Source organism: Pseudomonas sp. BIGb0381, from assembly GCF_024809815.1.
Taxonomy (GTDB): Bacteria; Pseudomonadota; Gammaproteobacteria; order Pseudomonadales; family Pseudomonadaceae; genus Aquipseudomonas.
In genome coordinates this window covers 85,590-99,583 of record NZ_JANUEN010000001.1, presented here as the reverse complement: position 1 = coordinate 99,583, position 13,994 = coordinate 85,590, and the positions used below count along the sequence as shown (strand labels likewise).

General features: G+C 62.1%; 14 protein-coding genes. 12 read left to right on the top strand and 2 right to left on the bottom strand.

Going from position 1 to position 13,994, the window contains the following annotated elements; all coding sequences use genetic code 11:
• Positions 1-7: 7 nt before the first annotated feature.
• Complete coding sequence (locus M2397_RS00495; protein WP_259242130.1) at positions 8-2,104, top strand: TonB-dependent siderophore receptor; 2,097 nt, start codon at positions 8-10, stop codon at positions 2,102-2,104.
• Between the two features lie 89 nt (positions 2,105-2,193).
• Here M2397_RS00495 and hemH read toward each other — a convergent pair whose 3' ends face one another.
• Together hemH and M2397_RS00485 are read right to left on the bottom strand one after the other, a co-directional pair.
• The gene (gene hemH, locus M2397_RS00490; protein WP_131698509.1) at positions 2,194-3,219 is read right to left on the bottom strand and encodes a ferrochelatase; all 1,026 of its coding nucleotides are present in this window, start codon (positions 3,217-3,219) and stop codon (positions 2,194-2,196) included.
• Positions 3,220-3,234: 15 nt separating this feature from the next.
• The gene (locus tag M2397_RS00485; RefSeq protein ID WP_259242129.1) at positions 3,235-4,134 is read right to left on the bottom strand and encodes a TIGR01777 family oxidoreductase; all 900 of its coding nucleotides are present in this window, start codon (positions 4,132-4,134) and stop codon (positions 3,235-3,237) included.
• A 212-nt stretch (positions 4,135-4,346) separates the two neighbouring features.
• Between M2397_RS00485 and M2397_RS00480 the strand changes: the two genes are divergently transcribed.
• The 11 genes from M2397_RS00480 to M2397_RS00430 all read left to right on the top strand — a co-directional run bounded on the left by M2397_RS00480 (position 4,347) and on the right by M2397_RS00430 (position 13,985).
• Positions 4,347-5,333 carry an NAD(P)/FAD-dependent oxidoreductase gene (locus M2397_RS00480; RefSeq protein ID WP_259242128.1) on the top strand — a complete coding sequence of 329 codons (987 nt, stop codon included), beginning with the start codon at positions 4,347-4,349 and terminating at the stop codon, positions 5,331-5,333.
• On the top strand, positions 5,330-5,545 hold the full coding sequence (locus tag M2397_RS00475) for a TIGR02450 family Trp-rich protein (protein WP_131698512.1): 216 nt from the start codon (positions 5,330-5,332) through the stop codon (positions 5,543-5,545). The genes M2397_RS00480 and M2397_RS00475 overlap by 4 nt, the downstream gene beginning before the upstream one ends.
• A 112-nt stretch (positions 5,546-5,657) precedes the next feature.
• Positions 5,658-6,623 carry a DUF523 and DUF1722 domain-containing protein gene (locus M2397_RS00470; RefSeq protein WP_131698513.1) on the top strand — a complete coding sequence of 322 codons (966 nt, stop codon included), beginning with the start codon at positions 5,658-5,660 and terminating at the stop codon, positions 6,621-6,623.
• 15 nt (positions 6,624-6,638) lie between these two features.
• Positions 6,639-7,568, top strand: coding sequence for a MerR family transcriptional regulator (locus tag M2397_RS00465; protein ID WP_131698514.1), 930 nt, complete (start codon positions 6,639-6,641; stop codon positions 7,566-7,568).
• The gene (phrB, locus tag M2397_RS00460; RefSeq protein WP_131698515.1) at positions 7,569-9,011 is read left to right on the top strand and encodes a deoxyribodipyrimidine photo-lyase; all 1,443 of its coding nucleotides are present in this window, start codon (positions 7,569-7,571) and stop codon (positions 9,009-9,011) included.
• Positions 9,004-9,426 (top strand): nuclear transport factor 2 family protein, encoded by a 423-nt coding sequence (locus M2397_RS00455; protein WP_131698516.1) that lies wholly within the window; start codon positions 9,004-9,006, stop codon positions 9,424-9,426. The genes phrB and M2397_RS00455 overlap by 8 nt, the downstream gene beginning before the upstream one ends.
• Positions 9,423-10,205 carry an SDR family oxidoreductase gene (locus tag M2397_RS00450; RefSeq protein ID WP_145335433.1) on the top strand — a complete coding sequence of 261 codons (783 nt, stop codon included), beginning with the start codon at positions 9,423-9,425 and terminating at the stop codon, positions 10,203-10,205. The genes M2397_RS00455 and M2397_RS00450 overlap by 4 nt, the downstream gene beginning before the upstream one ends.
• Entirely contained in the window at positions 10,202-11,449 is a 1,248-nt protein-coding gene (locus M2397_RS00445) for an NAD(P)/FAD-dependent oxidoreductase (protein ID WP_259242127.1), read from the top strand. The genes M2397_RS00450 and M2397_RS00445 overlap by 4 nt, the downstream gene beginning before the upstream one ends.
• Positions 11,446-12,255 carry a DUF1365 domain-containing protein gene (locus M2397_RS00440; RefSeq protein WP_259242126.1) on the top strand — a complete coding sequence of 270 codons (810 nt, stop codon included), beginning with the start codon at positions 11,446-11,448 and terminating at the stop codon, positions 12,253-12,255. The genes M2397_RS00445 and M2397_RS00440 overlap by 4 nt, the downstream gene beginning before the upstream one ends.
• A complete protein-coding gene (locus tag M2397_RS00435; RefSeq protein ID WP_259242125.1) occupies positions 12,242-13,513 on the top strand; it encodes a cyclopropane-fatty-acyl-phospholipid synthase family protein in 1,272 nt (423 codons plus the stop codon). The genes M2397_RS00440 and M2397_RS00435 overlap by 14 nt, the downstream gene beginning before the upstream one ends.
• Complete coding sequence (locus tag M2397_RS00430; RefSeq protein WP_131698521.1) at positions 13,506-13,985, top strand: DUF2878 domain-containing protein; 480 nt, start codon at positions 13,506-13,508, stop codon at positions 13,983-13,985. The genes M2397_RS00435 and M2397_RS00430 overlap by 8 nt, the downstream gene beginning before the upstream one ends.
• Positions 13,986-13,994: the final 9 nt, after the last annotated feature.

The window sequence follows — 13,994 nt, the reverse complement described above, 5'->3', positions numbered from 1 at the left end:
CTCTATCATGCCGTCTCGAAAGTTTGCCCCCCTGGCTGGCCTGGCCTTGGGTTTGTTGCTGGACCCCGCCTTTGCCGAAGACAATACCGTTGAGCTGGACGCCATCAGCGTCACCACCGACGCCTATGAATCCGCCACCGGCCCGGTCAACGGCTACCGCGCCACCCGTTCTGCCAGCGCGACTAAAACCGACACCGCCCTTCGCGACATCCCACAGTCCATCAGCGTGATTCCCGCCTCGGTACTCACGGACCTAGGCAGCACCAGCGTGGAACGCGCCCTCGAGTTCGCCGGCGGCGTGTCCAAGCAGAACAACTTTGGCGGCCTTACCCTCTATGAATACAGCGTGCGCGGTTTCACCACGTCGGAGTTCTACCAGGACGGTTTCAGCGCCAACCGTGGCTACCCGAGCACGCCGGACGCGGCCAATATCGAACGTATCGAAGTGCTCAAGGGCCCCGCCGCCAGCCTGTATGGCCGTGGTGATCCCGGCGGCACCGTGAATATCGTCACCAAAAAGCCTCAGCCTGAAGCCTTCACCACCCTCCAAACCAGCGCCGGCAGTTGGGATCGCTATCGCACCGCCTTGGACGTCAACACGCCACTGGACAGCGAGGGCAACCTGCTGTCGCGGGTCAACCTGGCGGTGGAAGACAACAACAGCTTCCGCGATCACGTCGAGAGCAAGCGCGTATTTGTCGCGCCCTCATTCAGCTGGCAGCTGGACCCGGACACCCGCCTGCTGGTGGAAAGCGAATTCGTACGCCACAGCTCCACCTTCGACCGGGGCATCGTCGACGCCCCCGGCGTATCGCGCTCCACTTTCCTCGGCGAACCCAACGACGGCGATATCGACAACCACAACAACCGCATCCAGGCCACCCTTGAGCATCACCTCAACGACGCCTGGAAACTGCGCCTGGCCAGCCATTACAAGCAAGGCAGCCTGTGGGGCGACGCCTCGGAAAACGGCGCGCTGAACGCCGACGGCCACACCCTCAACCGCCGTTACCGCGAACGTTCCATGGGTTGGCACGACAGCATCACCCAACTGGAACTGCGCGGCCTGTTTGAGATTGGCAGTTGGCAACATGAACTGCTGGTCGGCACCGAGTACGAGGATTACCGCAAGAAGGAGCGCGTCACCGCCATTGCCGGCAGCCTCTACCCCATCGACCTCTACAACCCGGTCTACGGCCAGCCCAAACCCAACGGCGAACGTTCCGGCACCGACTTCTTCGAACAGACCAAAAGCCAGGCGCTGAACCTGCAAGACCAGATCATCTTCACCGACCGCCTGCGCGGCATGGTCGGCGCGCGCTTCGAGCATTTCGAACAAAGCACCGACGACTTCACCCGTAACCATGCCAAGAGTCGGCAAACCCACGACGCACTTACCCAGCGCGCCGGCCTGCTCTACCAACTGACGCCAGAGGTCGGCGTATTCGCCAACGCCTCCACCTCGTTCAAACCCAACAGCGGCCTGGGCGCCACCGGTAAGACCTTTAAGCCCGAAGAAGGCGTGGGCTATGAGGTGGGGATCAAGAGCGAGCTGTTCGACGACCGCCTCAGCGCCACCCTCGCCGCCTTCCATATCGAAAAGGAAAACGTGCTGGCCCTGGACCCGGCCACCAATACCAACCGCGCCATGGGCAAGGCACGCAGCCAGGGCTTCGACCTGCAACTGGCAGGACAACTGACCGATGCCGTACGAGTGATCGGCGCCTTTGCCTACATCGACGCCGAAGTGACCAAGGGTGATAAATCCATTCCAGCAGGTAGCCGAATTCTTGGCGTGGCCAAGCGCAGCGGCAGTCTGTTGGGAGTGTATGAATTCCAGGAAGGTGCGTTACGCGGTTCAGACCTGGGCGCGGCGTTCACCTATGTAGGGGATCGCTCGGGTGAAGCGGGCAGTCGCTTTGAGCTGCCCGCCTACCACACCGTCGATTTGCTGGCCCATTACAAGGCCACGCAGAACGTCACCGTGGGCCTGAACCTCAACAACCTGTTCGATGAAAAGTACTACGAGCGGTCCTACAGCAATTACTGGGTCAATCCCGGCGAGCCGCGCAACCTCACCGTCAGCCTGACCCTCAACCTCTAACCGCCCCTTGCTCGCGAAGCACCTGAGAGCGCCGCATTACCCCAGATGCACTGCGTTATCGTTAACGACCTTCGCGAGCAAGCTCGCGCCTACAGTGACAGCGGTGCTCTTTCGCAGAGGGTATTGAGCGCCGCCGCCCATTGCGGGTCATCATTGAGGCACGGCACCAGCACCAACTCCTCACCGCCCGCCTCGCGGAATTGCTCCCGACCACGATCACCGATTTCTTCCAGGGTCTCGATGCAATCGGCAACAAACGCGGGGCACATCACCAGCAGCTTTTTCACCCCTTGCTGGGCCAGCGCTTCCAGGCGTGCCTCGGTGTAGGGTTCGATCCATTTCGCGCGACCCAGGCGCGATTGGAACGCCACTGACCATTTGTCATCGGGCAAGCCCAGGCGCGCGGCGAAATCCCGGGCAACGCTGAAGCATTGCGCGCGGTAGCAGGTAGCGAGCACCTCAGGCGAGGCATTCTTGCAGCAGTCCGCGTCCTTGAAACAGTGCGCACCGGTAGGGTCGAGCTTTTTCAGATGGCGCTCGGGCAAGCCGTGGAAGCTCAGCAGCAAGTGGTCGTAATGCGCGTCTATATAAGGTCGGGCGCTGGCTGCCAACGCATCGAGGTATTCAGCCTGATCGTAGAACGGCTGCAGGATCGAGAACTGTACGTTGAGCTTTTTGTCACGCACCACCCGCTTGGCTTCCTCAATCACCGTGGTCACGGTGCTGTCGGCAAATTGCGGGTACAAGGGCGCCAGCGTGACCTTTTGAATACCTTGGGCGGCCAATCGCGTGAGGGTCGTTTCCAGGGAAGGCTCGCCATAACGCATCGCCAACTCCACGGGCCCCTGGGTCCACTGCGCGGTCATCTGCTGTTGCAGGCGACGACTGAGTACCACCAACGGCGAGCCCTCGTCCCACCAGATCGAGGCGTAGGCATGGGCAGACTGCTCGGGGCGCTTGATCAGGATCAGCGATACCAGCAAGCGCCGTACCGGCCACGGCAGGTCGATTACATAAGGGTCCATCAGGAACTGATTGAGGTAGCTGCGCACATCGGCCACCGAAGTGGACGCCGGTGAGCCCAGGTTGACCAGTAACAACGCGTGATCCGTCATGCAACATCCTATCTCTTAGAGGCGGCTGGAAACGTCGTCCAAAGCCGCACGCAACTCAGTGAACTGGAAAGTGAAACCGGCCGCCACCAGGCGTTCGGGCAATGCTTTCTGGCCGCCCAGCAACAAGCCGGACAACTCGCCCAAACCCACCTTCAACGCAAAGGCCGGCATCAGCATGAACGCCGGGCGGTGCAGCACCTGGCCCAATGTCTTGGCGAACTCGCGGTTACGCACCGGGTGCGGCGCGCAGGCATTATAAGGACCGCTGGCGTCATCCTTGTGCAGAAGAAAATCAATCAGGGCGATTTGATCCTTGATATGCACCCACGGCATCCACTGCCGCCCGTTGCCGATAGGCCCGCCCAGCCCGAGTTTGAACGGCAGCAACAGGCGCGACAAAAAGCCGCCCTCGGCCGCCAGCACCAGGCCGGTACGCACCAGCACCACGCGGATGCCCATCGCTTCGGCACGCTGGGCGGTTTCTTCCCAGGCGATGCACAGTTGGCTGGGGAAATCGTCCTGTACCGGCCCGCTGGCCTCGGTCAGTTCGCGCTCGCCACCGTCGCCGTACCAGCCCACCGCCGAACCGGAAACCAGCACCGCCGGTTTCTGCGCCTGGCTTTCGAGCCAGGCCAGCAGGGTTTCGGTCAAGCCGATGCGGCTACTCCAAAGCAACGCCTTGCGTTTGTGGGTCCAGGGACGGTCAGCAATCGGCGCACCCGCCAGGTTAACCACCGCGTCCACCGCGCCAATCACCTCCTCCAGACGACCCACGCCCAGCACCGTTGCACCACACAACCGGGCGACGTCTTCAGGATGACGGCTCCACACCGTCAGGCGATGCCCTTGGGCAATCCAGTGTTGGCAGAGTTGGCGACCGATCAGGCCGGTACCGCCGGTCAGCAAAATATGCATGGGACGCTCCTCATGTAACGTTCGCCGCCGATCACTAGTCTATTTTATAAGCAGGGATCAATTTGTAATCGAGCGTGACTTTTGTTTAAGCCTCATGGTTAACCATAGGTCACGCCAAGCGATCAGGTACGCCAAAACTTATACCAAAAAATAATATTGTACAGCTATTGGTGTCGGCGTAGCCTGTACCCAACGGTAAAACGAGGCCTCCCATGACTGTCCCCATCGCGATCATCGGCACCGGCATCGCCGGTCTCTCCGCCGCCCGAGCGTTACAAGACGCCGGGCACGTTGTACAACTCTTCGATAAAAGCCGCGGCAGCGGCGGCCGCATGTCCAGCAAGCGCAGCGACGCCGGCGCACTGGACATGGGCGCCCAATACTTCACCGCCCGCGACCGACGCTTCGTCAACGAAGTGCAGCACTGGCAAAGCAACGGCTGGGCCGAGCAATGGAAACCCCAGCTGTACAACTTCAAGTCCGGCCAGCTCACGCCCTCCCCCGATGAACAGATCCGCTGGGTCGGCACGCCACGCATGAGCGCAATCACCCGCGCCCTGCTCGACGACCTGCCGGTGGAGTTCGGTTGCCGTATCACCGAAGTGTTCCAAGGCAAGCAACACTGGAACCTGCTGGATGCCGACGGTGAAAACCACGGCCCCTTCAGCCACGTGATCATCGCCACGCCCGCCCCCCAGGCCACTGCGCTTCTGGCCGCCGCCCCCAAACTGGCGAGCGCCGCCGCCGGCGTGAAGATGGACCCGACCTGGGCCATCGCCCTGGCCTTCGACAAGCCCCTGGATACACCAATGGAAGGCTGCTTCGTGCAAGACAGCCCACTCGACTGGCTGGCGCGCAACCGCAGCAAGCCCGGGCGCGACAACACCCTCGACACCTGGGTGCTGCACGCCACCAGCACTTGGAGCAAGGCCCACCTGGACCTGTCCAAGGAGGCGGTGATCGAACACCTGCACGGTGCCTTCGCCGAATTGCTCCACAGCGCCATGCCCGCACCGTCCTTCAGCCTGGCGCACCGCTGGCTCTACGCACGACCGTCCAGCGCCCATGAATTCGGGGTGCTGGCCGACGCCGACCTGGGCCTGTACGTATGTGGCGACTGGTGCCTCTCGGGCCGGGTGGAAGGGGCATGGCTCAGTGGCCAGGAAGCCGCGCGACGTTTGATCGAGCACCTGCAATGAACCGCATCAACCCCGCCAAACTGCTGCTGTCGAAGTGGACGGCAGCCCGGCCCCGCAACAAAGAAAAACACTTCTTGGTGACCGAGCTGTTTCGTGACGAAGAAGGCACCGTGCTGGAAATCGAGCTGCAAGCCGTGATGACCAAGCGCACTGATCGCCTGGCCTGGCAAACCCTGCAAAATGCCGAGGATTGGCAAATCGGTTGGAAATAGCTCCCGAGCAAATACTTGTACAAATAATTTGACTTGTACAGCATCAAACCTATGATGAGACTTGGTTGTACAGATTTTATATTTTGTACAGGAATCTTGCAGAGGTTTGGCCATGCCCACACCATCGTCCATCAAGCCGAAGATTGGCATCAGCGCCTGCCTGCTGGGCGAGAACGTGCGTTTCAATGGCGGTCACAAGCAATCCCAGCTATGCAGCGAAGTACTCGCCGAGTATTTCGACTTCGTGCCGCTGTGCCCGGAAGTGGCGATCGGCCTGGGTATCCCCCGTGAAACCATTCGCCTGGTGGGCGATGCCGAACAACCCCAGGCCGTCGGCACCGTACACCGCGAGCTGAATGTCACCGCGCCGCTGGACGCATACGCCCGCAAAATGGCCGCCGAACACACCGACCTGTGCGGTTACATCTTCATGCAGAAGTCGCCATCCTGCGGTCTGGAACGCGTCAAGGTCTACCGTGAAAACGGAGCGCCGGTGGAGGGCGGCGGGCGTGGCATTTACGCCCAGGCGTTCTGCGCGCGTCACCCGAACCTGCCTGTGGAAGAAGACGGCCGCCTGAATGACCCGGTACTGCGGGAAAACTTCCTGACCCGCGTCTTCGTCTACGCCAGTTGGCAGCAACTGCAGGCCGAGGGCCTGACCCGCCACCGCTTGCTGGCGTTTCACTCGCGCTACAAGTATTTGCTGATGGCCCACAGCCTGATGCATTACAAGAGCCTGGGCCACCGCCTCGGCAGCATGGCCAAGGACGTCGACCTCGACGAGTTGGGCGCCTGCTATTTCAGCGACTTGATGACCGGCCTGAAAAAGTGCGCCACCCGCGGCACCCACACCAACGTGCTGCAACACATCAGCGGCTACCTCAAGCAGGCCATCAGCGCCGATGACAAACAGGAAATACAGACAGTTATCGGCCAGTACCATCAGGGCATCGTGCCACTGGTGGTGCCGTTGACCCTGCTCAAGCATCACTTTCGCCAACACCCGGACCGCTACATCGCGCAGCAGGCCTACTTGCAGCCGCACCCGGAAAATCTCAGCCTGCGTAATGCGATCTAAACCATGAAAAGCGTCATGACCGCTATCTTGCAAGACGAACCCGGCGCAGACATCGCCCAAGCCCTCGAAGACGGTTGGCTGCCGATCCGCGAAGTGGCGCGCCAGACCGGCGTCAACGCCGTGACTCTGCGCGCCTGGGAACGCCGTTATGGCCTGATCGTGCCCCAGCGCACGCCCAAGGGCCATCGGCTGTTCAATGCCGAGCATGTACAACGCATCCACACCATCCTCACCTGGCTCAATCGCGGCGTACCGGTCAGCCAGGTCAAAGGCCTGATCGATTCCGCTCAAGCCCTTCCCGATGCCGTAAAGAACGAGTGGCAAGCCTTGCGCCAGAACCTGGTGCAGGCCGTCAGCGAGCTGGCCGAACGCCGGGTGGACGATGTGTTCAACCAGGCCATGGCGCTGTACCCGCCGCGCACCCTGTGTGAGCAACTGCTGCTGCCGCTGCTGCAGGAGTTGGAGCAACGCTGGCAAGGCCAGTTTGGCGCACAGATGGAACGGGTGTTTTTCCTGTCCTGGCTGCGCAGCAAATTCGGTGCACGTATCTACCACAACAATCGCCAGTTACACGGCGCGCCACTGTTGCTGGTCAACCACTCCGACCTGCCCCTGGAGCCGCACCTGTGGCTCAGCGCCTGGCTGGCCAGCAGCGCCGATTGCCCGGTGGAAGTCTTCGACTGGCCATTGCCCACCGGCGAATTGGCCCTGGCGGCGGAACACCTGCAACCGCGTGCCGTGCTCCTGTATTCGAGCAAGGCCCTGCAATTGCCCGCACTGACCAAGCTGCTGGGCGGAGTCAGTTGCGCAAAACTGCTCGTCGGACCCACGGTCTGCATCCACCAGGCCGAGCTGGCCGTATTAACCCAAGACACTCCTGAATTGTTCGTGGCCGAAGACCCGCTGTCGGCCCACCAGCTCCTGATCCAGCGTGGACTTATTTAAATGCACTTGATCTGGCTGCGCACCGACTTGCGCCTTCACGACAACACCGCCCTGGCTGCGGCCTGCCAGCGAGGCCCGGTGGCGGCCGTGTACCTGATCACGCCCGAGCAATGGCTGACCCATGACGACGCGCCGTGCAAAGTGGATTTCTGGCTGCGCAACCTGCAGCACTTGAGCCAGGCCCTGGGCGCACTGAACATTCCCCTGCTGATCCGCCACGCCGCCACCTGGGACCAGGCACCCGCCGTATTGAGTCAACTGTGCCGGGAACTGTCCGTGGAGTCGGTGCACGTCAACGAGGAATACGGCATTCATGAAAGCCGTCGCGATGCTGCTGTCGCTGAGGCGCTGGAAGCCGGCGGCGTGACGTTCCACAGCTACCTGGACCAACTGTTTTTCCAACCGGGCAGCGTGCTGACCAAGACCGGCACCTACTTCCAGGTGTTCAGCCAGTTCCGCAAGGTCTGCTACGCTCGCCTGCACAGCGCCCTGCCGCGCTTGGTCGCGACGCCACAGGCCCAAAGCCCGATCCCCCTCAAGAGCGATCCGATTCCCGAACAGGTCGAAGGCTTTGAGCCACCCAGCGAGACCCTGCGCGCCCTCTGGCCCGCCGGCGAAGACGAAGCCCGCCGCCGCCTCGACGCATTCGCCGACCAGCAGATCAGCTACTACAAAGACGAACGCGACTTTCCGGCCAAGCCCGGCACCAGCCAGCTCTCCGCCTACCTGGCCGCCGGCGTGGTTTCGCCGCGCCAATGCCTGCACGCCGCACTGCAAACCAATCAGGGCGAGTTCGAAAGCGGCGACATCGGCGCCATCACCTGGATCAATGAACTGCTGTGGCGTGAGTTCTACAAACATATTCTGGTCGGCTACCCACGGGTCTCCCGTCACCGCGCTTTCCGCCCCGAGACCGAAGCCCTGGCCTGGCGCGATGCACCCAAGGACCTCGCCGCCTGGCAGCAAGCCCGCACCGGCCTGCCGATCATCGATGCCGCGATGCGCCAATTGCTGGAAACCGGCTGGATGCACAACCGCCTGCGCATGGTGGTGGCGATGTTCCTGACCAAGAACCTGTTGATCGACTGGCGCGAAGGCGAGCGTTTCTTCATGCGGCACCTGATCGACGGCGACCTGGCGGCCAATAACGGCGGCTGGCAATGGAGCTCATCCACCGGCACCGACTCGGCGCCGTACTTCCGGATTTTCAGCCCGCTGAGCCAGTCGGAAAAATTCGACAGCGAAGGTGTGTTTATCAAGCACTGGCTGCCGGAGCTGGCCACGCTGAACAAGAAGGAAGTACACAACCCGGAAACCGCCGGCGGTTTGTTTGGCGTGACAGATTATCCGCGCTCGATTGTCGACCTGAAAAAATCCCGCGAACGCGCCCTGGCGGCCTTTCGCAACCTGCCTTCACGCCAGGAGGTCGCCGAACATGAGTGACTTCCTGCCCCGCTTCGCCCAGGCCTTCGCCTCGCTGGACAAGCACAACCTGCAGTTGCTCGACGGCCTCTACAGCAAGGACATCGCGTTCACTGACCCGCTGCATGAAATCCACGGTCTGACTGCGCTGCACACGTATTTCGCCGAGCTGTACAGCAACGTCAGCCAGCTGCGCTTCGACTTCCACGGTTTCGACCAGGTGGCCGAAGGCGAAGGTTACCTGCGCTGGAACATGAGTTTCTGCCACCCGCGCCTGGGCAAGGGCAAGGTCATCCGCGTGGAGGGCTGCTCGCATTTGATGTGGCGTGACAAGGTGTACCGCCACCGCGATTACTTCGATGCCGGCGCCCTGTTGTACGAACACCTTCCCGTGCTGGGTGGGGTCGTCAGTTGGTTGAAAAGGAGAGTGGGATGAACGCACTGCCGCCCCGTCGTTATTGGCTGACCGGTGCCAGCAGTGGCATCGGCGCTTCCCTGGCGGTGGAGCTGCTCAACAGCGGCGCCCACGTGGCCGTCAGTTCGCGCACCAAAGGCCCGCTGGAAGCACTCGCCCAACGGTACCCCGGCCAGGTGCTGGTGGTGGCCGGCGACCTGACCAATAGCCAGACCGTGCGCGAGATCGGTGAATACATCGGCGCGGCCTGGGGTTCGGTCGACACCGTAATCCTCAACGCCGGCACCTGTGAATATGTCGACGCCAGGCAATTCGATTCCTCGATTATCGAACACGTGGTGCGCACCAACCTGCTGGCCAGCAGTTACTGCATTGAAGCGGCGCTGCCGTTGTTGCGCGCCGGGCGCACACCACACCTGGTGGGCGTCGCCAGCGCCGTGACCTACCTGCCGATGCCACGGGCCGAAGCGTATGGCGCATCCAAGGCTGGGCTGCGCTACCTGTTCGAATCCCTGCGCATCAGCCTGTCGCCCGAGAACATCGACGTCACGGTGATCAGTCCGGGCTTTGTCGACACCCCGCTCACCGAACGCAATGACTTCCCGATGCCCCTGAGCTGGTCCGCCGACAAGGCCGCGCGGCATATTTTCGCCAAGCTGGAGAAGCGCCCGCTGGAGATCGCCTTCCCTGCGCTGTTTATCGCCACGCTGTGGCCGCTGTCGAAACTGCCGAACCGCGCGCAATTGATCATCGGCAAACGCATGTTGCGCAGCCCGCCACCGAAGAAGGACGACCTGTGAAGATCGCCATTATCGGCAGCGGCATCGCCGGACTGACCAGCGCCTACCTGCTCAGCCGCCGTCACGACATCACGCTGTTCGAGGCGGGCGAGCGTATCGGCGGGCATACCCACACGGTCAACGTCACCGTAGAGAGCGAACCCTATGCGGTGGACACGGGCTTCATCGTGTTCAACGACTGGACCTACCCCAACTTCATTCGCCTGCTGGGGCAGATCGGCGTCACCTTCAAGCCCACCGAAATGAGCTTTTCGGTGTGCGACCAGAGCAACGGCTTCGAGTACAACGGCAACAACCTCAACAGCCTGTTTGCCCAGCGCCGCAATATCCTGTCGCCGGGCTTCTGGGGCATGCTGCGCGACATCCTGCGCTTCAATCGCCAGGCACCGCGGGACCTGCAAGAGCAGCGCATCAGCGCCGAGATGACCCTGGGCGACTACCTCGAAGCCGGCGGTTACGGGCCGCGATTTATCCGGCATTACATCGTCCCGATGGGCGCAGCGATCTGGTCGATGTCCCTGGCGGACATGCTGAACTTTCCGCTGCAGTTCTTTGTGCGCTTCTTCAAGAACCACGGCTTGCTCTCGGTGAACAACCGGCCGCAGTGGTGCGTGATCGAGGGCGGTTCCAGTCGTTATATCGAACCGCTGACCCGCAGCTTTCGTGAGCACATCCGCCTCAACTGCCCCGTGCACCTGGTCGAGCGTGACGCTGAGGGGGTGATTATCCACAGCGCCGCCGGCACCGAAGCTTTCGACAAGGTGGTGTTCGCCTGCCACAGCGACCAGGCACTCGCCTTGCTCAACGAGCCGAGCCAGGCCGAGCAGGAGATCCTCGGCGCCCTGCCCTATGCCGACAACGACGTGGTGCTGCACACCGACACGCGCCTGCTGCCCGACCGCAAACTGGCCTGGGCCAGTTGGAACTACAGGCTGAGCGGCGACGCGCAGACCCAGGCCGCTGTCACCTATGACATGAACATCCTGCAAGGTATCGACAGCGCCACCACCTTTTGCGTCAGCCTCAACCAGACGTCGCTGATCAACCCGCTGAAGATCCTCGCACGCTACACCTACGCCCACCCGCAATACAGCCTGGCCGCCGTGGCCGCGCAAGCGCGTTGGGAGGAACTGAACGGCACGCGACATACGTGGTATTGCGGCGCCTATTGGGCCAATGGTTTCCATGAAGACGGCGTGGTCAGCGCCTTGCGCGTGGCCGAAGCCTTTGGGGAAAGCCTGTGAACAGCGCCCTGTACAGTGGCTGGATCGCCCATCGGCGGTTTGCCCCCAAAGCCCACGCCTTTCGCTACCGCATCGGTCTGCTGTACCTGGACTTAAGTGAACAGGACGAAGTGCTCGGGCTATCGCCCCTGGCCGGCGCAAGTCGCCTGGCGCCCTTCGGTTTTCGCCAGCAGGACTACCTGCATGAATTCACGCGCCACGGCATGAGCTTGACCGATGCCGTGCGCCAGGAAGTCGGCAAGGCTCTGGGGCATACACCCCAGGGCGTTATCTGCCTGCTGACCCAGGCCCGCAGTTGGGGCCTGGCTTTTAATCCGGTGAGTTTCTTCTACTGCTTCGAGGCCGATGGGCAACTGGCCGCGATCCTGTGCGAAGTGACCAACACCCCATGGCGCGAGCGCTATCACTACGTGCTGCCAGCCCAGGCCCTTGGTGCGGAGGAGCACCAGCACTTCGCCGTGGCCAAGGCGTTTCACGTGTCGCCGTTTTTGCCGCGCGACCTGGAATACCGCATGAGCTTCAGCCCGCCCGCCGCCAAGCTCGGCGTGCACATGGCCGATTGGCAGGGCGAGGTGAAAGTCTTCGATGCCACCTTGAGCCTGCACAAAGAAACGCTGAACCGCGCCAGCCTGCACCGTTACCTGTGGCGCTTTCCGTGGATGACCGCCAAGACCTGCCTGGCCATTTATTGGCAGGCCCTGCGCCTGTTGCTCAAGCGCACACCGATTTTTTCCCATCAGGCCGCCGACGGCGCCTCTCGCACAGCTGTCGGGTACACCAAGGATCGACGCCATGAAATCCACTAGTTTATCGGTCAAGACCAACCGCCTGAACGTCAACGGCATGACCAGTGCGCTGCTGCGCAAGGGCGTGCTGCGCCAACTCAGCCAACTGCGCCATGGCCAGTTGGTGGTGATCGAGGACGGCGAGCGCCAGGTATTCGGCGCACGGGAAGCGCACCTGCTGGGGGAAATCCAGATCCTCGATTCGGCGGTATGGGGGCTGGTGGCGGCCAACGGTTCCATCGGCGCCGGCGAAGCGTTTATCCATGGGTATTGGAGCAGCCCGGACCTGACTGCAGTGGTGCGGGTGATGGTGAGTAACCTGGATGTGCTCGACGCGATGGAGGGTGGCCTGGCGAGACTGGCGCGGCCGTTCACCCAAGGCCTGCACTGGCTCAACCGCAACACGCGCAAGGGCTCGCAGAAAAACATCGCCGCCCACTACGACCTCGGCAACGACCTGTTCGAAGAATTCCTCGACCCGACCATGATGTATTCGGCCGCGCAGTTCCTGACGCCCGACGACACCCTGGAGCAAGCGCAACTGAACAAACTGGAACGCATCTGCCAGAAGCTCGCACTCAAACCCACCGATCATCTGCTGGAAATCGGCACCGGCTGGGGCAGCATGGCGCTGTATGCGGCGCAGCATTATGGCTGCAAGGTCACCACCACGACCTTGTCCAAAGAGCAGTTCGCCTACACCGAAAAACGCATCGCGGCCCTGGGCCTGCAAGACCAGGTCACGTTGCTGCTGCAGGACTACCGCGACCTGACCGGCGAGTACGACAAGCTGGTGTCCATCGAGATGATCGAAGCGGTGGGCCATCGCTTCCTGCCGACCTACTTCAAACAGTGCGCGCACCTGCTCAAGCGCGATGGCCTGATGTTGCTGCAAGCCATCACCATCCGCGAGCAGCGCTTTGAGCAGGCGAAGAACAGCGTCGACTTTATCCAGCGCTATATCTTCCCCGGCGGCGCCCTGCCCAGTGTGCAGAACATGCTGCACATCGTCAGCCGCGACACCGACATGAACCTGTTGCACATGGAGGATTTCGGCCTGCACTACGCACGAACCCTGCGCCTGTGGCACGAGAACTTTCGCCACGCCCACGGCCGTCTGACGGAGTTGGGCTACGACGAATATTTCCTGCGGTTGTGGGAGTTTTACCTGTGCTACTGCGAGGGCGGCTTTATGGAGCGCAGCATTGGCACCGCGCAATTGCTGTTGGCCAAACCGTCGGCCATCAACCCACCGTTACTCGGGCGCTTCAGTGCTTAAACCACTGGCCAATGCCGTGCTGTTCCAGTGCGGGTGGTTTGCCTGTGTACTCGGTGGCGATAGCCCTTGGTTGCTGGTGGGGCTGGCGGTGCTGGCAATCCACCTGCTGTGGATAAGTTCGTGGGCCCAGGACGGCGCGCTGATTATCCGCGTGACGCTGCTCGGCACGGTACTGGATACGATGCTGCGCAGCCTGGGCGTCTTTCAATTTAGCGAGCCGGGACCACTGATTCCGTTGTGGCTCATCCTGCTGTGGGCAGTGCTGGCCACCACCCTGCGCCATTGCCTGGCCTGGAGTGCACGGCCCTGGTGGCGTGCGGCAGCATTGGGGGCGATCGGGGGGCCGCTGTCGTATTACGCCGGGAGCCAGTTGGCGGGCGTGCATTTTGGCTACGCAGTGCTACCCACCATGGCGGGGCTCGCGCTGCTTTGGGCAGTGGTGTTCGTCGGACTGCATCGGCTGGCGCGCTGACGCCTGTCA